At 62.4% G+C, this 19196-nt stretch carries 19 protein-coding genes and 1 tRNA gene; 16 read left to right on the plus strand and 4 right to left on the minus strand.

Annotation, left to right across the window (positions count from 1 at the left end; genetic code table 11):
* Nucleotides 1-112 precede the first annotated feature (112 nt).
* Nucleotides 113-796 (plus strand): DUF599 domain-containing protein, encoded by a 684-nt coding sequence (locus ACEXP3_RS19800; RefSeq protein ID WP_210105041.1) that lies wholly within the window; start codon nucleotides 113-115, stop codon nucleotides 794-796.
* 166 nt (nucleotides 797-962) lie between these two features.
* On the plus strand, nucleotides 963-1922 hold the full coding sequence (locus ACEXP3_RS19805) for a heparan-alpha-glucosaminide N-acetyltransferase (RefSeq protein WP_377298889.1): 960 nt from the start codon (nucleotides 963-965) through the stop codon (nucleotides 1920-1922).
* A 74-nt stretch (nucleotides 1923-1996) separates the two neighbouring features.
* Here the strand turns inward: ACEXP3_RS19805 and ACEXP3_RS19810 are convergent, their stop codons facing one another.
* Complete coding sequence (locus tag ACEXP3_RS19810) at nucleotides 1997-2383, minus strand: MerR family transcriptional regulator (protein WP_210105039.1); 387 nt, start codon at nucleotides 2381-2383, stop codon at nucleotides 1997-1999.
* A gap of 120 nt (nucleotides 2384-2503) precedes the next feature.
* Entirely contained in the window at nucleotides 2504-3919 is a 1416-nt protein-coding gene (gene mgtE / locus ACEXP3_RS19815; protein ID WP_210105038.1) for a magnesium transporter, read from the minus strand.
* Between the two features lie 270 nt (nucleotides 3920-4189).
* Between mgtE and ACEXP3_RS19820 the strand changes: the two genes are divergently transcribed.
* A complete protein-coding gene (locus ACEXP3_RS19820; protein ID WP_377298772.1) occupies nucleotides 4190-4687 on the plus strand; it encodes a peptide deformylase in 498 nt (165 codons plus the stop codon).
* Between the two features lie 62 nt (nucleotides 4688-4749).
* Nucleotides 4750-5247: a BON domain-containing protein gene (locus tag ACEXP3_RS19825; RefSeq protein WP_377298774.1), complete on the plus strand. Its 498-nt coding sequence runs from the start codon at nucleotides 4750-4752 to the stop codon at nucleotides 5245-5247.
* Between the two features lie 21 nt (nucleotides 5248-5268).
* Here ACEXP3_RS19825 and ACEXP3_RS19830 read toward each other — a convergent pair whose 3' ends face one another.
* Nucleotides 5269-5697: an OsmC family protein gene (locus tag ACEXP3_RS19830; protein ID WP_377298776.1), complete on the minus strand. Its 429-nt coding sequence runs from the start codon at nucleotides 5695-5697 to the stop codon at nucleotides 5269-5271.
* Between the two features lie 267 nt (nucleotides 5698-5964).
* Here ACEXP3_RS19830 and ACEXP3_RS19835 point away from each other — a divergent pair, with 267 nt between their 5' ends.
* The 8 genes from ACEXP3_RS19835 (at nucleotide 5965) to ACEXP3_RS19870 (ending at nucleotide 14442) form a co-directional block, all read left to right on the plus strand.
* Entirely contained in the window at nucleotides 5965-8289 is a 2325-nt protein-coding gene (locus tag ACEXP3_RS19835) for a bifunctional salicylyl-CoA 5-hydroxylase/oxidoreductase (protein WP_377298778.1), read from the plus strand.
* A 9-nt stretch (nucleotides 8290-8298) separates the two neighbouring features.
* Entirely contained in the window at nucleotides 8299-9096 is a 798-nt protein-coding gene (locus tag ACEXP3_RS19840) for an SDR family NAD(P)-dependent oxidoreductase (RefSeq protein ID WP_377298780.1), read from the plus strand.
* Nucleotides 9097-9136: 40 nt separating this feature from the next.
* Nucleotides 9137-9583 carry a cupin domain-containing protein gene (locus tag ACEXP3_RS19845; RefSeq protein WP_377298782.1) on the plus strand — a complete coding sequence of 149 codons (447 nt, stop codon included), beginning with the start codon at nucleotides 9137-9139 and terminating at the stop codon, nucleotides 9581-9583.
* Between the two features lie 67 nt (nucleotides 9584-9650).
* The gene (locus ACEXP3_RS19850) at nucleotides 9651-10493 is read left to right on the plus strand and encodes an enoyl-CoA hydratase family protein (protein ID WP_377298784.1); all 843 of its coding nucleotides are present in this window, start codon (nucleotides 9651-9653) and stop codon (nucleotides 10491-10493) included.
* Nucleotides 10494-10497: 4 nt separating this feature from the next.
* Nucleotides 10498-11688 (plus strand): acyl-CoA dehydrogenase family protein, encoded by a 1191-nt coding sequence (locus ACEXP3_RS19855; protein ID WP_377298786.1) that lies wholly within the window; start codon nucleotides 10498-10500, stop codon nucleotides 11686-11688.
* A 16-nt stretch (nucleotides 11689-11704) separates the two neighbouring features.
* Nucleotides 11705-12100 carry a RidA family protein gene (locus ACEXP3_RS19860; RefSeq protein WP_377298788.1) on the plus strand — a complete coding sequence of 132 codons (396 nt, stop codon included), beginning with the start codon at nucleotides 11705-11707 and terminating at the stop codon, nucleotides 12098-12100.
* Nucleotides 12101-12111: 11 nt separating this feature from the next.
* Nucleotides 12112-14076 carry a 3-hydroxyacyl-CoA dehydrogenase NAD-binding domain-containing protein gene (locus tag ACEXP3_RS19865; protein ID WP_377298789.1) on the plus strand — a complete coding sequence of 655 codons (1965 nt, stop codon included), beginning with the start codon at nucleotides 12112-12114 and terminating at the stop codon, nucleotides 14074-14076.
* A 120-nt stretch (nucleotides 14077-14196) separates the two neighbouring features.
* Nucleotides 14197-14442 carry a hypothetical protein gene (locus ACEXP3_RS19870; protein ID WP_377298791.1) on the plus strand — a complete coding sequence of 82 codons (246 nt, stop codon included), beginning with the start codon at nucleotides 14197-14199 and terminating at the stop codon, nucleotides 14440-14442.
* Nucleotides 14443-14547: 105 nt separating this feature from the next.
* On the opposite strand, the gene ACEXP3_RS19875 is transcribed toward ACEXP3_RS19870, so the two are convergent.
* A tRNA-Leu gene (locus tag ACEXP3_RS19875) sits at nucleotides 14548-14632 on the minus strand.
* A 229-nt stretch (nucleotides 14633-14861) separates the two neighbouring features.
* Here ACEXP3_RS19875 and lipB point away from each other — a divergent pair.
* From lipB to ACEXP3_RS19895, 4 genes are all read left to right on the plus strand, one after another.
* A complete protein-coding gene (lipB, locus tag ACEXP3_RS19880; RefSeq protein ID WP_377298891.1) occupies nucleotides 14862-15575 on the plus strand; it encodes a lipoyl(octanoyl) transferase LipB in 714 nt (237 codons plus the stop codon).
* 76 nt (nucleotides 15576-15651) lie between these two features.
* On the plus strand, nucleotides 15652-16593 hold the full coding sequence (locus ACEXP3_RS19885; RefSeq protein ID WP_377298793.1) for a DMT family transporter: 942 nt from the start codon (nucleotides 15652-15654) through the stop codon (nucleotides 16591-16593).
* Between the two features lie 86 nt (nucleotides 16594-16679).
* Nucleotides 16680-17807, plus strand: coding sequence for an S-(hydroxymethyl)glutathione dehydrogenase/class III alcohol dehydrogenase (locus ACEXP3_RS19890; protein ID WP_210105026.1), 1128 nt, complete (start codon nucleotides 16680-16682; stop codon nucleotides 17805-17807).
* Between the two features lie 127 nt (nucleotides 17808-17934).
* Nucleotides 17935-19188 carry a class I SAM-dependent methyltransferase gene (locus ACEXP3_RS19895; protein WP_377298795.1) on the plus strand — a complete coding sequence of 418 codons (1254 nt, stop codon included), beginning with the start codon at nucleotides 17935-17937 and terminating at the stop codon, nucleotides 19186-19188.
* Nucleotides 19189-19196: the final 8 nt, after the last annotated feature.

A 19196-nucleotide genomic window follows, 5' to 3' on the forward strand; every position in this document is an offset into this window, starting at 1 on the left:
TGACCCTGCCGCTGCGAAAAATCCCCCGCTCCTGTCCTCAAAATCCGTTTCGATTTTTGAGATCGATGCTGTAGCCATGCAGATCATTGCCGGATTCGCGAACGGACACCCGATGACAACGCTCGACTATGTCGCCCTTGCCCTCTTTGCCGTCCTCTGGATCACCTATTCCTGGCTGACCAGCGGTGAGCCGGTGCTGTCGCGCCGCAGCCTCAACCAGGTGATGGCGGACAGGCGTCGCCAGTGGATCTACAATTCCTTAAAGCGTGACCTGAAGATGATCGACACGCAGATCATGGCGGGTCTGCAGAACGGCACGGCTTTCTTCGCCTCGACCTCCATCTTTGCCATCGGCGGCTGCTTTGCGCTGCTGGGCGCCACGGACCGGGTCGACGTGGTGTTCCGCGACCTTGCCTTTGTCGATTATGCCGGTCGTGCCGCCTTCGAGGCGAAGGTCGCAGGCTTGACGGCGCTGTTTGCCTATTCCTTCTTCAAGTTCGGCTGGTCCTATCGCTTGTTCAACTACTGCACCATCCTCTTCGGGGCGCTGCCGATGACGCATGAGGTGCAGCACGATCCGGCAGCGGCCGAGCGTGCCGCCGATCAGGTGATCCGCATGAATGTAATCGCCGCGCGCCACTTCAATGCAGGGCTCAGGACGATTTTTCTCTCCATCGGCTATCTCGGTTGGTTCATCGGGCCCTATATGTTCATCGCATCGACGCTGTTCGTCATTTTCGTTCTCCTGCGCCGGCAGTTTTTCTCCGAGGCGCGCCGGGCGATCATGGATCGATAGGCCGTACCACGGCGGATCATGGCAGGCTTTCTCTGCCGTCATCGCTTCACTCATGTCGGGAAGGCCGGGACGGTTTTGCCCGCGTCAAAACGCCCAAGGATTTCGCTTGTCCTCCACCACAGCCTTTGATGACGACGCTTCGCAGGTTGCCGCTTCCGGCGGCCCCTTGCGGACGCCGCGTATCCCGCTCATCGATACATTGCGCGGCGTGGCACTGATTGCCATGGCCTCCTACCACTTCACCTGGGATCTCGAATTCTTCGGTTATCTGGAGGCGGGAACGTCGACTCAAGGGGCGTGGAAGATCTATGCCCGGCTGATTGCCACCTCGTTTCTGATGCTGGTCGGATTGAGCCTCCTGCTGGCGCATGGCCAAGGCATCCGCTGGCCGTCGTTTCGCAAGCGGCTCCTCCTGGTGGCCGGTGCTGCGGCCGTCATCAGCATTGCCACGCGCATAGCGATGCCGCAGGAGTGGATTTTCTTCGGCATCCTGCATCACATCGCGCTCGCAAGCCTTCTGGCGCTGGCATTCCTGAGGGTGCCGCCGCTGTTGACTGGACTTTTGGCCGTCGCCCTGTTTATCGCGATGGTGCTCGGTACCTGGATCATGCCCGGCATTTTGAGCTTTCAGCTGTTTGATACGCGGCTGCTTGCCTGGACCGGCTTTGCCGAAACCATTCCGCGTTCCAATGATTTTGTCCCAGTCTTTCCTTGGTTTGCCGCCGTGCTGGCGGGTGTCGCCATCGGTGGCCTGTTGCGCGACCATGGCGGGTTTGCACGGCTTGCGGCATGGCAGCAGCGCGACAACCTGCTGACGAAAGCGGGACGCCACAGCCTTGTGTTCTACCTCATTCACCAGCCGGTGCTGATCGGCCTCGTTTATCTCGCCTCGCTGATCCATCCGGCGCCTGCGGTTGATCCGATTGTCGGCTACACGCAAAGCTGCGCGCGCTCCTGCGTGGCTGAAGGCAATGATGCCGGTCTTTGCGACCGCTTCTGCGACTGCACGGCAAACAAGCTGGTCGAGCAATCTCTGTTCATGCCGATGCAGCGCGGCGATATCAATCCGGCGACGGATCCGGGCGTTCAGTCGATCGCACAGGAATGCACGATCAGCAGCCGCTGATATCGGATGTCGTTTTCGTGTGGGCTTAGACCCGAACAGCGGTTCAGCCGTTTCGGCTGAACCTTCAGCGCCGATCAGGTGCCGACGCCGATTTCTGCCAGCCGCGTCAGGCAGGCTTCCTCGACATTGTCGAGTTCGTTCAGCGTGTCGTCGATGTCCTTGCGCTTCTGGCGAAGCTCGTCGCGCTTTTCGTCGATGCGCTTCATCAGCAGTTTCAGCTGACCCAACTCGCCGGGCGGCTCGCGATAGACCTGGATGATTTCGCGGATTTCGGCAATGGTGAAACCGATGCGGCGACCGCGCAGAATTTCCTGGATCAGCCGGCGATCGGCCATGCGAAACAGCCGGGTGCGACCGCGCCGCTCCGGGTGGATCAGCCCCTCATCCTCATAGAAACGCAGCGTCCGGGTGGAGACCCCGAATTCCCGCGTCAGTTCCGTGATGGTATAATACTTGTTCACGCCGCCATCCTGTCTGGTGGAAGCACGTTAATTGACTTTTACGTAACAGTCAATTTTGAGGGGTCTTGTCCCCTGGCCGGCGTGGCTTGCTGTTACGCGACGATGCCGGGTCGCGTCCGGCTAGCTGATGGCAAACCACCAGCTGGCAAGACCGAGGAAGGAAAAGAAGCCGGTGACATCGGTGACGGTCGTCACGAAGACGGCCGACGAGACGGCCGGGTCGGCGCCGATCTTGTCGAGGAGAAGCGGGATCATGATGCCGGCAAGCGCTGCGGCCATCATGTTGATCAGCATGGCTGCGGCGATGATGCCGCCAATATTGGCGTCCTGAAACCAGAGGCCGGCGGCAAGCCCGATCAGGATGCCGAAGATGACGCCGTTCAACAGCCCGACGCCCGCTTCGCGGCGCACCACGCGCCAGGCATTGTGAATGTCGAGATTGCGCGTGGCGAGCGCCCGCACCGTCACCGTCATGGTCTGCGATCCGGCATTGCCCCCCATGCCGGCGACGATCGGCATCAGCACGGCAAGCGCCACGATCTGTTCGATGGTTGCCTCGAAGAGCGAGATAACGGAGGCGGCAAGCAGCGCGGTAAAGAGGTTGACGAGCAGCCAGGGCACGCGCGAGCGCGAGGTTTCCGGAATGGTGTCGGAGAGTTCTTCGTCGCCGACGCCGCCGAGGCGCATGATGTCTTCTTCCGCCTCTTCCTGGATCACGTCCACCACGTCATCGATGGTGAGCACGCCGACGAGCCTGCCATTGTCGTCCACGACGGCGGCCGAGATCAGGTCGTACTGCTCGAAAAGCTGGGCGGCCTCCTCCTGGTCCATGTCGGCCGGGATCGGGTAATTCGTCTCGCGCATCACCTGCTCGATCTTCACCTGCCGCTTGGTGCGCAGAATGCGGTCGAGATCAACCATGCCGAGCAGCTTGAAGGTGGGATCGATGACGAAGATCTGGGTAAAGCTTTCCGGCAGATCCTCCTCGTCGCGCATATAGTCGATGGTCTGGCCGACGGTCCAGAACGGCGGCACGGCGACGAATTCCGTCTGCATGCGTCGGCCGGCCGAGCTTTCCGGATAGTCCAGCGCGCGGCGCAAACGCACCCGCTCGGTAAACGGCAACTGGGCGAGGATCTCTTCCCGGTCTTCCTTGTCGAGGTCTTCCAGAATGTAGACGGCATCATCAGAATCGAGATCGCCGATGGCGGCGGCGATCTGCGCATTCGGCATCTGGTCGACGATCTCGAGGCGGATGGCTTCATCCACCTCGGTCAGCGCCGTCAGGTCGAAATCATTGCCGAGCAGGCGCACCAGCGCCAGGCGCTGGTCGGGCAGAATCGATTCGAGCAGGTCGCCCAGTTCGGATTCATGCAGGCTTGCCACTTTCTGGCGCAGGAACAGCAGGTCGCGGTCGGCAATGGCTGCACCGACCATGGCCAGGAAATCGGCGCGAATCGAGCCGTTCTCGGCGTAGATGTCCTCATTGCGCTCGTCGGCATGCGGGCGAACGCGGTCCTCGTCTATATTCGTCATGCCGCGCCCTCGTCTTGCATCTGCTTTCTGCCGCCTTCCCCGGGACGGATGATGGCGAACCGCAGAATGGCCTTGAAAAACCGAATGTCAACAATTGGATACCGTGTTCTACCGGCAAGTGCCGGACACCGGTGCAATCCTCCGGCAGATGGGATTTCTACACCGGTTCCGGTTTACAAACGCATACGAAACCCGTCTGACAGAAATGCGACACCGGGATGCGCGGCCCGGTGTCGAGATCCTGTCTTGACTTGCGCCTGAGGAACTGCCGTGACGGTCAGAACCATTCTTCGCTATCCCGATCCCCGGTTGTCGACGCCCTGCGCGCCGGTTACCCGCTTCGATGCCGAGCTGAAGGCGCTCGCCGAGGATCTTCTGGACACGATGCAGGCGGCGCCGGGCGTCGGCATCACGGCTGCCCATATCGGGGTCATGCAGAGGGTCTCGGTCATCCGGCTTTCGCCGGAAGCGCCGCTTCTCGTCCACGTCAATCCGGAAATCCTGTCCCGCTCCGTCGATCTGCAGCGCTTCACCGAAGGCAGCGTGTCGATGCCCGGCATGACCGACGAGGTGGAGCGCCCGTCCGCTATCCGTCTGCGCTACCGCGATCTCGACGGAGAGCTGTATGAGGACGAGGCCGACGGCTTTCTCGCCACCTGCATCCAGCACGAGATCGACCAGCTTGACGGCATCTTCTGGCTGAAGCGCCTGTCGCGGCTGAAACGCGACCGTCTGATCCGTCGCTTCGAAAAGGAAGGACGCGCATAAGGCGATCGAACCAACGGCCGCTCCGCACGTTATGGCAGCACCAAATCACCGAGGAGCCACAGATGACGTCCAAAAAGCCCGTGAACGATATCTCCCGCGAAGAAGATTACCGCGATTATGACACCCGCAATATCGATGAGGGCTGGCCCTATGCGGACCAGGCCGGCGCCGGTGCCGCCCCCGTCGGCAACGCCGCCTATGGCGATGCCAAGGCCAATTTTGACCGCGAGCGCAACCGCGGCTACGGCGTCGATACTGTCGACGAAACGGGAGAGGAAGAGCCGGTCAAGGATGGCAATACCCCGGCGACCCTTGGCGCCGAGGAAAGTGACGATCTCGAGGAACGCGTGAGCGATGCCATCGAAGCGCTTGATATCGTTGCCATGGAGACGATCGACATCCGCGCCGACGGCTCCACCGTGACTATCGAGGGCGAGGTGGACGACAACCAGACGGCGCGCAAGATCGTGGCCCATGTCAAGCGTGTGCCGGGTGTCTCGCGTGTGGTGAACGAACTCACCCTGCTTGGTATCGACAGCCTGATCCCCGACGACGAATGATCGCCGCCCGCGCAGCCGGTGTCACATCGGCTGCGCCGTCACCGTGAAGGTGGGCGTCTGCACCAGCGTGTTGCTCACCGTGCACAGTTCCTTGGCGAGCGCCACGATCTGGTGCCGCTCCTCGTCGCTCAAGTCTCCGCCGATCTGGATCTCGGCCGAAATTTCCGCCACGCGCGAAAGACCTTTGGGTGCCTTCTGTCCCGTGACATGCACGCGCACGCCGGAAAACTTCTCCAGCAGATGCAGCTTCACCACGGCTCCCTTCACGCTGAGTACCAGGCACGCAGACAGCGATGAGTAGAGCAGGTCGAGCGGATTGAAGCCGGGATCGGACACACTGGTCACGACCTCCAGCGTCCCGCCTGTTTCCGTGACAAGCGAGGCCGGCCCATGCTGGGCCATGCTTGCGGTCGAGCCTGTCGCCCGCGTTTTCACCTTGAATTCCACCATGATCCATTCCTGTCGATACTGTTTGCGGGGAGCGGACAAAGGTGCACCCTGACTGCTCCGTTTCCTTCCTATTCCTCCGCTTTTCCATGCCGCGTCAAGCAACCTCTGCGCACCGCGTCGCAATCCCGCAGCGCCCATTGTGAGGGGCAACGGGCGGCATGCCCTCGCCCGCCATTTTCAAGCTTGACGGACGCCGCCGCAGGCTATTACTTTAAACCTAAAATAATAACGGAACACCCGCGTCATCCCTGGGAAGGAAATCGGAACATGCGCATTGTCTGCATCGGCGGCGGTCCGGCCGGCCTCTACTTCGCGCTCCTGATGAAGAAGCTGCATCCCGAGCATCATATCCGCGTGGTGGAGCGCAACCGGCCCTACGATACCTTCGGCTGGGGCGTCGTATTTTCCGATGCGACCATGGTTTCCATGCAGGCCTGGGACGCGGAAAGTGCCGCCGAAATTAAGCAGGCCTTCAACCATTGGGACGATATCGAGGTGCTGTTCAAGGGCACCCGCCAGCGCACCTCGGGCCACGGCTTTGTCGGCATCGGCCGCAAGAAGCTTCTCAATATCCTGCAGCGGCGCTGCGAGGCGCTCGGCGTCGAACTGGTCTTCGAAACGGATGTCGCGGGCGACCAGGATTTTCCGGATGCGGACCTGATCATCGCCTCGGACGGGCTGAATTCGCGTATCCGCCAGAAATATGCGGACATCTTCGAGCCGGACATGGTGGTGCGTCCCAACCGCTACATCTGGCTCGGCACCAACAAGCTGTTCGACGCCTTCACTTTCGATTTCCGCAAGACCGACCACGGCTGGTTCCAGGCGCATATCTACAAGTTCGACGAAAACACCTCGACCTTCATCGTGGAAACCACGGAAGAGGCCTATCACGCCCACAAGCTCGGCGAGATGGACCAGCAGGGCTCGATCGATTTCTGCCAGAACCTGTTTTCGGAAGTTCTGGACGGCGCGCCGCTGATGACCAATGCCCGCCATCTGCGCGGCTCGGCCTGGCTTAATTTCTCCCGCCTGATCTGCGGCAAGTGGAGCCATTTCAACGGAAAAGCCCATGTCGTTCTGATGGGAGACGCTGCCCACACGGCGCATTTCGCCATCGGTTCCGGCACCAAGCTGGCCATTGACGATGCCATCGAGCTTGCCAACCAGTTCGAAAAGCACGGGCATGAGAGATCGGCCATCCCGGGCGTGCTGGAGGTCTATGAGGAGATCCGCCGCGTCGACGTCGCGCGCATCCAGAATGCCGCCCGCAATGCCATGGAATGGTTCGAGGTTGTCGGCACCCGTTATGCCGATACGCTGCCGCCGGAACAGTTCATGTATTCCATGCTGACGCGCTCGCAGCGCATTAGCCACGAAAACCTTCGCCTGCGCGACAAGACCTGGCTCGAGGGCTATGAGCGCTGGTTTGCCGAGCAATCCGGTCTCGTCGCCGCCAGCAATGGCTCCGTGCCGCCGCCGATGTTCACGCCCTATACGGTGCGCGATGTGACGCTGCCGAACCGTATCGTCATGTCGCCCATGGCGATGTATTCGGCGGAAGATGGCCTGCTTGGCGATTTTCACCTCGTCCATCTCGGTGCCCGCGCGCTGGGCGGCGCTGGTCTCGTCTTTGCAGAAATGACCTGCGTGTCGCCGGATGCCCGCATCACCCTCGGCTGCCTTGGCCTCTGGAGCGATGAACAGATCCCGGGCTGGAAGCGCTTTGTCGATTTCGTGCATCAAAACAGCGCCGCAAAGGTTGGCATTCAGCTCGGCCATGCCGGGCGCAAGGGCTCAACGAAGCTGGCCTGGGAGGGCGCCGACCAGCCGCTTTTAGAAGGTGCCTGGCCGCTCATTTCCGCCTCCGCCCTGCCCTATCTCCCGCACAGCCAGGTGCCGAAGGCGATGGACCGCGCCGACATGGACCGGGTGAAGGCAGACTTTGTCTCCGCCACCCGCCGGGCGGCGGAAACCGGCGCCGACTGGCTGGAATTCCATGCAGCCCATGGCTACCTGATGTCGGCCTTCCTGTCGCCGCTCACCAATCGGCGCACGGATGCGTATGGCGGCTCCCACGAGAACCGCGCGCGTTTTCCGCTTGAGGTCTTTGCAGCGATGCGCGCTGTCTGGCCGGCCGACAAGCCCGTCTCGGTGCGTCTCTCCTGCCATGACTGGACGGAGGGTGGCAACACGCCCGACGATGCAGCGATTTTTGCGCGCATGTTCAAGGAGGCCGGCGCCGATGTGATCGACTGCTCCTCCGGCCAGGTGTGGAAGGAAGAAAAGCCGGTTTACGGCCGGCTGTTCCAGACACCGTTTTCCGACAAGATCCGCAATGAGGTGGGCATTGCGACGATTGCCGTCGGCGCAATCTCCGAGGCCGATCATGCCAACTCGATCATTTCGGCCGGCCGCGCCGATCTCTGCGCCGTGGCCCGCCCGCATCTTGCCGATCCCGCCTGGGTTCTGCACGAGGCAGCACGGATCGGGCTCACCTCGGTTGCCTGGCCGAAGCAGTATTTTTCCGGCAAGCGCCAGTACGAAACCAATCTTGCGCGTGCGGCCCAGCCCGCGCCCGCCGGCAAATAGGAGGTGGTCGTGGCAGAGGTTTCGACCGGCCGGCTTCTCGGCCGCCACGCATGCGTGACCGGTGCCGGCTCCGGCATCGGTGCCGCCATTGCGAAATCGCTTGTCGGTGCCGGCGCCCATGTCACGCTGGCAGGGCGTCGCGCCGAGCCGCTCGAAAACCTGTCGGCACAGCTGGGCAGAGAAGGAACCCTTGCTCTGCCGGGCTTCGACGTCACCGATCCGGCAGCCATCGCCGCCTGTCTGGAAACCGCCCGCTCCCGCTTCGGCCCTGTCGATATTCTCGTCAACAATGCCGGAGAAGCGCCGACGGCCGCATTCGAAAAGACCTCGCTCGATATGTGGAACCACGTGCTTTCGGTGGATCTGACGGGTGTCTTTTCCGTCACTCAGGCGGTTCTTGCCGATCTCAAGGCAAAGGGGAATGGCGCCCGCATCATCAACATCGCCTCGACGGCGGGGCTGACCGGCTATGCCTATGTCTCCGCCTATGTGGCGGCAAAGCATGGCGTCGTCGGCCTCACGCGCGCGCTTGCGTTGGAACTTGCCCGCACCGGCGTCACCGTCAACGCAGTCTGCCCCGGCTTTACCGATACGCCGCTGGTGCGCGGCGCGCTGGACACCATCGTTCAAAAGACCGGCCGCACGCCTGAGGAGGCGCTGAAGGAGCTGACCAGGCATAATCCGCAGGGGCGGCTGGTGACGCCGGAGGAGGTCGCAGACGCCGTTCTGTGGCTGGCGTCACCGTCGGCCCAGTCCGTGACCGGACAGGCGATCGCGGTTGCCGGCGGGGAAATCATGGCGGGATGAACTCGTCATGGGCAATGGGAACGAAAGCTGGGAGCCTGCGATGACGCTGGAAAAGGGCATTACTCAAAACGGCAGTGGGTACAAAGGTGTAAGCTGGAACATATTGGGCCAGGTGTATTTTCCAAAGGCTGTGTGCGACGACACCTTTGCCTTCGAGACCAATAGCGAGCCGGGCCAATACGTCCCGGTCCATATCCACCCCAACCAGGACGAGTTCATCCTGGTGCAGGAGGGCGAACTCGATCTGAAGCTCGACGGAGAATGGACGAAGGCGCGAGCCGGCGATCTTGTGCGCATGCCGCGCGGCGTGCCGCATGGCTATTTCAATAAATCCGACAAGCCCTGCCGTGCGCTGTTCTGGGTGGCACCGGCGGGCAAGCTGGAGCAGCTGTTCATCGGCCTGGACCAGATGACGGATGTTGAGGCGATCGTAAAACTGTCTGCGGACCATGAGGTCGACTTCCTTCCGCCGGAGGCGAACGACTGACAGACGGACAATGCCCGGCTGCGAGCCATCGCGGCCGGACTTCAGAACGCTTTCGGGAGGAGACGAGATGGGCAATGCGATGCAAGAGACGAAACGCAGTTTCAGCGACTACCGGCCGGAGCATTTCCTCTGGGACATCGATCGAGAAACCCGCGTCGCCACCGTCCGTCTCAACCGGCCGGAGCGCAAGAACCCGCTGACCTTCGAGAGCTACCGCGAGATGCGCGACCTTTTCCGCGCGCTGGCGGATGCCTCTGACGTGCGCTGCGTCGTGCTGACCGGTGCCGGTGGCAATTTCTCCTCCGGTGGCGACGTGTTCGACATCATCGAGCCGCTGACGAAGATGGCAATGCCGGATCTTCTCGCCTTCACCCGCATGACCGGCGATCTGGTGAAGGCCATGCGCAAATGCCCGCAGCCGATCATCGCCGCGGTCGATGGCATCTGCGCCGGTGCCGGCGCCATTCTCGCCATGGCATCAGATCTGCGGCTCGCAACGCCGGAGGCGAGAACCGCCTTCCTCTTTACCCGTGTGGGATTGGCCGGCGCCGACATGGGCGCCTGCGGCATTCTTCCGCGTCTGATCGGGCAGGGACGCGCGGCCGAACTCCTGTTTACCGGTCGCACCATGAGCGCCGCCGAGGGCCATGCCTGGGGCTTTTACAACAGCCTTCATCCGGCAGGTGATCTGGAGGCCGAGGCGCAGAAGCTCGCGCGATCGCTGGCTGACGGCCCCTGGTTTGCCCATACCATGACCAAGACCATGCTGAACCAGGAATGGGCCATGGGCCTCGACGAGTTGATCGAATCGGAAGCGCAGGCCCAGGCGATCTGCATGGCCACGCATGATTTTCGCCGCGCCTTCGAAGCCTTTGCGGAAAAGCGCAAGCCCGTTTTCGAGGGGAATTGAGGCAATGGCAGAGTACGCTTCTGGCGGTCTCCCCACTGCCCCACCCTCGCGCGACCACCTGGACTGGCCGTTCTTTGACGAGAGCCACCGTGCCCTTGTTGCAAAGCTCGATACCTATGCCGCCACCGGCACGCTTGCCGCCATCGACCATGCCGACACCGACGGCGCCTGCAGGACGCTCGTACGCGATCTCGGCAAAGCGGGCCTGCTTGATGCCGCAACGGGCTCGGGAGGCCGGGCCGCAATCGACAGTCGCGCGGTCTGCCTCACGCGCGAGACGCTGGCGTTTCACGATGGTCTTGCCGACTTTGCCTTCGCCATGCAGGGGCTCGGCACCGGCGCCATCGGCCTATCCGGCTCGGAGGGGTTGAAGGCCGAGGTCCTGCCAAAGGCGCAGAGCGGGGAATGGATCGCCGCCTTTGCTTTGTCGGAAAAAGAGGCCGGCTCGGATGTCGCGGCCATGGCCTGCGCCGCCCGCCGTGACGGCGACCATTATGTGCTCGACGGCGAAAAGACCTGGATCTCCAATGGCGGCATCGCCGATGTCTACACCGTCTTTGCCCGCACCGGCGAAGCGCCGGGAACACGCGGCATTTCCGCCTTCGTTGTCTATGCCGATGATCCCGGCTTTTCGATTGCCGAGCGCATCGATGTGATGGCGCCGCATCCGCTCGCCACCATCCGTTTCGATGCCTGCCGCATTCCGGCAGAGCGGCTGCTCGGCGCGCCCGGCGAAGGCTTCAAGATCGCCATGCGCACGCTCGACATTTTTCGCGCGTCCGTTGCCGCAGCAGCGCTCGGATTTGCGCGCCGAGCACTCTTTGAGGCCCTCGCTCACGCCAAGGCGCGCAACATGTTCGGGGCCAAGCTTGCCGACCTGCAATTGACGCAGGCAGCGCTTGGCGACATGGCCGCTGCGATCGATGCCGGCGCCCTCCTCACCTACCGCGCCGCCTGGCGCCGCGACGTGCAAAAGCTGGTCGCGACCAAAGAAGCGGCGATGGCCAAGATGGTCGCCACCGAAAATGCCCAGACGGTCATCGATCGCGCCGTGCAGATGTTCGGCGGGCGCGGTGTCCGGGTCGGCGAGATCACCGAAAAACTCTACCGCGAAATCCGGGCGCTGCGCATCTACGAGGGCGCCACGGAAGTGCAGAAACTCATCATTGCCCGCGAACTGTTGAAGAACGCCTGACCTGGAGACCAATGCCATGCACACAATCCTGCAGCCGGAAGGCTGGGCCAAACCGATCGGCTATGCCAATGGCATGTCCGCCACCGGCCGCCAGGTCTATGTCGGTGGCCAGATCGGCTGGAACAGTCAATGCGTCTTCGAAAGCGACGATCTGGTCGACCAGGTGCGCCAGACCCTTCAAAACATCATGGCGGTTCTTTCCGAAGCCGGCGGGCATGCCGAACACATCACCACGATGACCTGGTATTTTGTCGACAAGGCCGACTATCTCGCCAACCTGAAAGGCATCGGCCAGGTCTATCGCGAGGTGATCGGGCGGCATTTCCCCGCCATGGCGGCCGTCCAGGTGGTGGCGCTCATCGAAGACCGCGCCAAGATCGAGATCCAGGCAATCGCCGTCATTCCCGAATAAAGGACGTGTTCATGCCGGACATCACCTTTTCCGCCACCGTCTCCGGCTCTGTCATGCAGGGCGTGCTTGTCGTCACCATCGACAATCCGCCGGTGAATGCGACCGGCGCTGCGGTGCGGCAAGGGCTGATGGCAGCGCTCGACTTTTCAGCCGGCCATGCCGAAATTGTCGGGCTTGTGTTGATCGGTGCGGGAAAGATCTTCGTCGGCGGCGCCGATATCCGCGAGTTCGGCAAGCCGCCGGTCGATCCTGTCCTGCCGGATGTGGTGGCGGCGCTGGAGGCGCATGACAAGCCGATGGTTGCCGCCTTGAATGGGACAGCACTCGGTGGCGGGCTGGAAGTGGCGCTCGCCTGCCACCACCGCATCGCCCTGCCCCAGGTCAGCTTAGGCCTGCCGGAAGTGAAGCTTGGTCTCGTGCCGGGCGCCGGCGGCACGCAGCGGCTTCCGCGCCTCATCGGCGCGCTCGCGGCCGTCGATCTCATCGCAAGCGGCCGCACCATCAAGGCCGATGAGGCCCTGACACTTGGCATCCTCGATCAGGTGGTGACGGACGATCTGCTGGACGCCGCCTGCACCCTTGTCCAGCAATCATCCGGAAGATCGCTGCGGCGCACCGGCTCGCTTCCCGTGCCTGCCTTCGACGTGCAGGCTTTCGAGGCCGTCGCCGAAAAACTGCTCGCCAAGGCGCGCGGCCAGAACGCCCCGGCAAAGGCCGTCGACCTGGTGCGGCAAAGCGGCGAGCTTTCGCTCGATGAAGGCCTGCAGAGCGAGCGCGCGACGTTCCTCGCGCTTCGCGACAGCGATCAGGCAAAGGCGCTCTCCCATGTCTTCTTTGCCGAGCGACAGGCAGGCAAGGTGGAGGCGCTGGAGGGCGTCATGCCCCGCACGCTCTCCACCATCGGGATTGCGGGCCTCGGTTTGATGGGAAGCGGCATTGCCGTGGCAGCGCTTGCCGCCGGCTATACGGTCATCGGCCTCGACCAGAACGACGAGGCTGCGGAAAAAGGCCGCGATCGCATTCTGGGGCTCATCGATCGCTCGGTCAAATCCGGTCGTCTGACCGCGGCCGAGGGTGAGGAACAGGCGGCGCGGCTGACGGTGACGGCGGAGGATCAGGGCCTTGTGAGCGCTGATCTCGTCGTCGAGGCGGTTTTTGACGATCTCGACGTGAAGACCGATCTCTTTCGCCGGCTGGATAAGGTGCTGCGGCCCGATGCCATTCTGGCCACCAATACCAGCTATCTGAACCCTGATGAGATTGCCGCGGCAACCGCCCACCCTGCCCGGGTGCTTGGCCTGCATTTCTTCTCGCCGGCGCATGTGATGCGGTTGGTCGAGGTGGTGCGGTGCAAGGAGACTGCGCCCGATGTGCTGGCAACGGGGCTTGCCTTTGCGCGACGCCTGAAAAAGCTCGCCGTCGTTGCCGGTGTCACCGAAGGCTTTATCGGCAACCGAATCTTTTCCGCCTATCGCCGCGAAGCCGAGTATCTGATCGAGGACGGTGCAGCGCCGCACGAGATCGACGCGGTGCTGGAAGACTACGGCTTCCCGATGGGCCTGTTCGCGGTCTATGACATGGCCGGCCTCGAGATCGCCTGGAACCGCCGCAAGCGGCAGGCAGCGAGCCGCAATCCGGCCGAGCGCTATGTCGAAATTGCCGATCGCCTCTGCGAGGCAGGCCGCCTTGGCCAGAAGGCCGGGCGCGGATGGTATCGCTATGAGGCGGGACAACGCCTCGTCGACCCGGAGGTCACCGCCCTCATCGAGACCTGCCGGGCAGCAAAGGCAATCACGCCCAAAACCTTTACGCCGCAAGAGATTCTGTCACGCCTGCTTGCGGCGATGGCGGCCGAAGGACGGGCGCTCCTTGCCGAAGGCATCGCCGCCCGCGCAAGCGATATCGATCTTGTGATGATCAACGGCTATGGTTTTCCCGCCCACAAAGGCGGCCCGATGTTTGCCGCAGGCCTGTAACCGGGGCAGTGCTCTGCTGCTCCTTCAACCGCCGCCGTCAGCTGCCGGAGCCAATCTTCCGCTTGCGGCCGGGAACCATTCGCCGCAAAACCGCATTCGTGGCGCATGCGGAGTGGAGCGATGAAAATACAGATGATTCTTGTGCTGGGGCTTCTGGCCGGGTGCAGCACGCAGCAGAGCGTTCTTGAGCCTTTTCCGAACAGCCTCACCTATGGCGGCCGCTCACCCATCGTGCCCTATCCCGTCGGCAGTTCGTTCAGCCGCGAGGTGCGCGACGAATTCCTCAACCGCTATGAGGAGCTTTATGAGGTCCAGCCGGACCACACCGTGCGTCTGGTCACCCGCTTCCGCCGCTCTCAGCCTTGAGAGAGTGAGACCGAGCCAGGCTGGATGGCACTTCTCAACCGAAGTACAGGTCCGCCCGTAAAATATTGCCAGACAACAAAAAACCCGGCTTGCGCCGGGTTCTTTTGGTGCGGTCGAGAAGACTCGAACTTCCACGGGTTGCCCCACAGCGACCTCAACGCTGCGCGTCTACCAATTCCGCCACGACCGCATCGTGGTAGGCCAGTTTGTTGCCGGCGAGGGAGCATCTAGCAAAGGGATTTGGCCGACGCAAGTGTGCCGTGACAGTTTTTTGAAAGATAAAATTCGCGGAAGAATGCCTATATAGCGAAAGCCATGATTTGCGGGCTTCCGTGCCTGTGGATAGTGTCCGCCCTTCGACAATCCTGTTTCGCATCAACGAGTCTCCCATGCCCGAGCGTACCGATCTCAACCTGTCCATGCTGCCGAAGGATGGCTCTCCCGCCGTTCGCTGGCGCATTTCCGATTCTCCCGTGCCTTACGAGGAGGCGCTTGCCGTCATGGAAGCGGAAGTAGCGGCCATTGCCGAGGGGCGTGCGGATGAACTGGTGTGGCTTCTGGAGCATCCGCCGCTCTACACGGCCGGCACAAGCGCCGATGCCGGAGATCTCATCGAGCCCGACCGCTTCCCGGTGTTTTCCACAGGGCGCGGCGGCGAATACACCTATCACGGCCCCGGCCAGCGTGTGGCCTATGTGATGCTGGATCTGAAGCGTCGCCGCCAGGATGTCCGCGCCTATGTGGCAGGCCTTGAGGAGGTCATCATCCGCTGTCTGGAAAAGATGAACGTGCGCGGCGAGCGGCGTGAGGATCGCGTGGGCGTCTGGGTGCGCCGGCCGGAAAAGCCGCTTCTGGCGGATGGCACGCAGGCGGAGGACAAGATCGCGGCGCTCGGCATCCGCCTGCGCCGCTGGGTGAGCTTTCACGGCCTGTCGATCAATGTCGATCCGGATCTTTCGCATTTTTCCGGCATAGTGCCCTGCGGGATTTCCGCCTATGGCGTAACCAGCCTGGAAGATCTCGGAATGCTGGTGATGATGACGGATGTCGATGTCCGGCTTCGCGAAGCGTTTGAGGAGGTGTTCGGGCAGACCGTGAGCGAAGCAGGCTTGGCCCTGGGCGTGGCGGTTTGAGCGCATCGGGTGGCGCGGCTGCGCCTTGCCTTGCCACCTGACCCGTGGTTGAACGGACAGCCACAGGAAATATGCCATGCCCGCTGCCGCCGTGAAGACGTCCCTCTCCTCCGACCGATCCGTGAAGGGCATGGCACTGATGGCCTGCTGCATGGTCATCCTGCCGATGATGGATGCGATTGCCAAATACATGGCAACGTTTGAAACCATGTCGCCGGGACAGGTCACCTTCTATCGATTCTTCGTGCAGCTGGTGGTGCTGGCGCCGCTGTTCTTCTGGACGGTGGGTGGGTTTTCTAAAGTGCAGCGGCCGTGGATGAACATGCTGCGCGGGGCGCTCCATGCGGCAGCAAGCCTCCTCTTCTTCACCGCCGTCAAATACATGCCGCTCGCGGATGTCTTTGCCATCTATTTCGTCGAGCCCTTCATGCTGACGATGATGTCGGCGCTCTTTCTTGGCGAAAAGGTCGGATGGCGGCGCTGGCTTGCCATCCTTGTCGGTTTCGGCGGCGCGATGATCGTGATCCAGCCGAGCTTCGAGATTTTCGGCTGGACCTCGCTTCTCCCGGTCGCCTGCGCCTTTCTCTTTACGCTCTATCTGTTCTTGAACCGGGCGCTGGGGAATGGCGATTCGCCGCTTACCATGCAGATGATGTCGGGCGTCGGCGGCACGCTGTTCATGGGCATCGTGCTTTTGGCGGGCAACCAGGCAGGCATTGCCGATTTTGCAGTGTCGCTGCCCTCCTCCGGGCTCGGCCTCATCCTTCTCATCATTCTCGGCTCGCTGTCGGGCTATGTGCACCTGCTTGTCGTGCGCGCCTTCCGCATGGCCTCGGTGTCGCTTCTGGCACCCTTCCAGTATTTCGAGATCATTTCGGCAACCGTGCTCGGCTACCTGCTGTTTGCCGATTTCCCGACGCCCTCCAAATGGCTCGGCATTGCCGTCATCGTGGCGTCGGGCCTGTTCATCATCTGGCGCGAGCGTGTCCAGAGCAGACGCAGGCTTACGCCAGCGTGACCGCGCTCCGGGTGCTTTGCGCTTGAGCCGCCCGGCCCCGCATGCCACAAACTTTTCAAGAATCACACAGTCAGGGAGATTACATCATGGACGTCCGCGCAGCCGTTGCCGTACAGGCCGGAAAGCCGCTCGAAGTCATGACCGTTCAGCTGGAAGGTCCCAGAGCCGGCGAAGTTCTGATCGAGGTGAAGGCCACAGGCATTTGCCACACCGACGATTTCACCCTGTCCGGTGCCGATCCGGAAGGCCTGTTTCCGGCCATTCTCGGCCATGAGGGTGCCGGCATCGTCGTCGATGTCGGTCCGGGCGTCACCTCGGTGAAGAAGGGCGATCACGTCATCCCCCTCTACACGCCGGAATGCCGCGAATGCTATTCGTGCCTGAGCCGCAAGACGAATCTCTGCACTGCCATCCGCTCGACCCAAGGCCAGGGTCTGATGCCCGATGGCACGTCGCGCTTTTCCATCGGCAAGGACAAGATCCATCACTACATGGGCTGCTCGACCTTCGCCAATTACACGGTGCTGCCGGAAATCGCTCTCGCCAAGGTCAACCCGGACGCACCCTTCGACAAGATCTGCTACATCGGCTGCGGCGTGACGACCGGCATCGGCGCCGTCATCAACACGGCAAAAGTCGAGATCGGTGCAACCGCCATCGTCTTCGGTCTCGGCGGCATTGGCCTCAACGTCATCCAGGGCCTGCGTCTCGCCGGCGCCGACATGATCATCGGCGTTGACCTGAACAACGACAAGAAGGCCTGGGGCGAACGCTTCGGCATGACGCATTTCGTCAACCCGAAGGAGGTCGAGGGCGATATCGTGCCTTACCTCGTCAACCTGACGAAGCGCGCCGGTGACCATATCGGTGGCGCCGATTATACCTTCGACTGCACCGGCAATACCAAGGTCATGCGCCAGGCGCTGGAAGCCTCGCATCGCGGCTGGGGCAAGTCCGTCATTATCGGCGTTGCCGGTGCGGGCCAGGAAATCTCGACGCGTCCTTTCCAGCTGGTGACCGGACGCAATTGGATGGGCACCGCCTTTGGCGGCGCGCGCGGACGCACCGACGTACCGAAGATCGTCGACTGGTACATGGAGGGCAAGATCATCATCGATCCGATGATCACCCACACCATGCCGCTCGACGACATCAATAAAGGTTTTGAGCTGATGCATTCGGGTGAAAGCATCCGCTCGGTCGTGCTATACTGAGAACGGATCGCGCCGCGACAGGCTCTCGCGAAGGACGCCCTCGGGCGTCCTTTTGCGTGGCGCTTCGGCTCTGGCGCGGCCATAGGCAGCCGCTTCGGACACCAGCAACGGTGCCGCTGGAGACAGAATGACGGATCGCATCGTTTCAGGAACGGTAAAGGCCGATGGCAGCGTCCTGCAGGGCCAGGGCTTCCAGGTCAGCCGCAAGGCGGCCGGGCGCTACCTGCTCGTCTTCCAGCCGCCGCTCAACGATGTGGCGGGCGGCATGACGCAGTTGTCCGGCGCAGACAATGCCAGAGGCTGTCGGGCAAACGTGCTCTCGGTCGATGGCCTGCATGCCTCGATCGCAATCAGGAACGACCAGGGCAGGGATTGCGACTGCGATTTCTCCTTCCTGTTTTCCGGCAGCATGCATGCGATCACCCCGCCGCGCCCGGCGCTTGGCACGCCCGCCGGCAGCGAGTCCATGCCGGATCTTGCGATCGGCAGCCCCTCGCCCACGCCGCCGGTCGTATCCTTTCCCCTGAGTGATCGCGTTCGCCGCGCCATGACGCCGGAGCCTTTGCCGGAGCCCGCGCCGCCCGAACGCCCGGTCGATCCGCTTATCAGTGCCCAGCAATCCCAGATCGATCGGCTGAAGCAGATGACGCAGCAGGTGCTGCAACGGCTGCAGGTGGAAAATCGCATGCTGAAGGCAAAGCTGCACTTGCGCGATCAGGCGCCGGAGCCGTCGGTGCCGCCGATCGGCGTCACGCCGCAGTTCGTCGCCATTCCCGGCGGGCCGGCCCTTGCGCGCCTGCTGGTTCAGGAAAATTTCGACAGCGTGCTCGATTATGGTCCCGGTTGGCAGAAACGCACACGCCTTCTCGCCGAGGCCGGCAAGACCGTGACCGTTCTGGTTCCGGCCGCAGAGCCCCTCGATCGAACCCCAGGCGTTTCCATCCGTCATGACGGCATTCAGTCGGAAAATTTTGGTGGGCCGTTCGACTGCATTCTCATGAGCCATGTGCTGCAGCGGGCGCCCGATCCGCAGCGTTTTCTGCGCCGTCTTCACGCCTTGCTGCCGGAGGGCGGCGTTCTGGCCCTTGCCGTTCCGGCCCTCAGTTTTCCGATGGTCAACGGCGATTTGAGCATCTGGAGCGCTGGCCTCCTGTTGCAGCATCTTGTTCTGGCGGGCTTTGACTGTCGCGATGCGGCCGTGCTGACCGAAGGAGACGAAATCTGTCTTGTGATGCGCAAATCCTCCATTCCGCCCGTCGCCATGGATGCCGATCTGCCGTCCCTTGATAGCCTTCGCGCCTTCCTTCCCGCCCGCCTCGATTTCATTTCAGAGCCCGAGGGGTGCTGTTTCAACGGCGACATCCGGAACCTGAACTGGTAAGCCGCAAC

Origin of the sequence: Neorhizobium fuzhouense, from assembly GCF_042611105.1 — a bacterium.
Taxonomy (GTDB): domain Bacteria; phylum Pseudomonadota; class Alphaproteobacteria; order Rhizobiales; family Rhizobiaceae; genus Neorhizobium; species Neorhizobium galegae_A.